Origin of the sequence: Brevibacillus sp. MCWH (assembly GCF_013096935.1) — a bacterium.
GTDB lineage: Bacteria > Bacillota > Bacilli > Brevibacillales > Brevibacillaceae > Brevibacillus > Brevibacillus aydinogluensis.
Genome location: NZ_SDLF01000178.1, coordinates 1 through 436, shown reverse-complemented (window position 1 = coordinate 436; position 436 = coordinate 1). Strand labels below are relative to the sequence as shown.

Sequence of the window (436 nt, the reverse complement as noted above, 5' to 3'; positions counted from 1 at the left end):
CTGTTGGAATAAGTCACCTGTAGAGTTTTTAGTGACGCCTTCAATAATGTCACCGTTAATGAGGATGCGGGCGTGGTCTCTATGTTTATCAATCTCTTTAAACACACGCTTTAGTAAGTCATAATCCACCGCTTCTGCCCCAAAGTGCAAGTCGTTCATTAGGTAAACACGAAGTTCCTTCGTATTACCTCTATAACCAGACTGCAAATATTTCATTGGGTTAACCCCCTTTTCTATTAGTTCTCGACAACCAATATAAGGGAGTAACTAACTTTTTTATCTCTTTGTGCGTACATACCGCAACTATTTTAGGAGATGGAACGAATAATATAGTGAGGGAGGTGAGTTAGATGAACTTGGGCATCGAACTTATTGTTTTATTGATGATTTCATTAGCTGTTCGTGCTTTCTTGTTTGAGATTAAGTTCCAATATAC

Annotated in this window: 1 protein-coding gene; it reads right to left on the bottom strand. The window is 38.3% G+C overall.

The window, feature by feature from the left end; genetic code table 11:
• On the bottom strand, positions 1-216 hold a 216-nt coding region (locus tag ETC00_RS19965; RefSeq protein ID WP_171567768.1), incomplete at its 3' end, for a hypothetical protein.
• Between the last annotated feature and the right edge of the window lie 220 nt (positions 217-436).